Source organism: Sphingomonas sp. 10B4 (assembly GCF_035019905.1).
Lineage (GTDB): Bacteria > Pseudomonadota > Alphaproteobacteria > Sphingomonadales > Sphingomonadaceae > Sphingomonas > Sphingomonas glacialis.
The window spans coordinates 1-489 of sequence record NZ_JASJVC010000195.1 but is presented as its reverse complement, the minus strand read 5'-3'; the positions used below and the strand labels follow the sequence as shown (position 1 = coordinate 489).

1 pseudogene is annotated in these 489 nt (G+C 65.0%); it reads left to right on the top strand.

Features of this window, described 5'->3' with window-relative positions:
• Positions 1–489 (top strand): annotated as a pseudogene (locus QN347_RS19435) (IS3 family transposase); the annotation flags it as partial.

Below are 489 nucleotides of genomic sequence, written 5' to 3'. Positions count from 1 at the left end.
GACGTGGCGGGGCCAGCTGCTGGGCGGGGCCGCGGCGGTTTTCGGGTCGGAGGGCCATAGCGAGCCGGCGGAGCCGGCGATCGACGTGAAGACGTTGCACGCCAAGATCGGCGAGTTGACGCTGGTGAACGATTTTTTGTCCGGGGCGCTTGGCAAAGCAGGACTGTTGCCGAGCGCAAAACGATGATCGACCGTTCGCACGCGTTACCGGTGACACGGCAGGCGCAGGAATTGGGGATCAGCCGCGGCAGCGTCTATTATATCCCCAGATCGACCTCGGCTGCCGACCTTGCCCTCATGCGGCGGATCGACGCGCTGCACCTGGATTTCCCGTTCGCGGGCAGCCGGATGTTGCGCGACTTGCTTGCCGCCGAAGGCATCAAGGTCGGCCGGCTGCACGTATCGACGCTGATGAAGAAGATGGCGATCGAGGCGATCTACCGGCGGCCGAACACGTCGAAGCCGGCGCCGGGGCACAAGATCTATCCC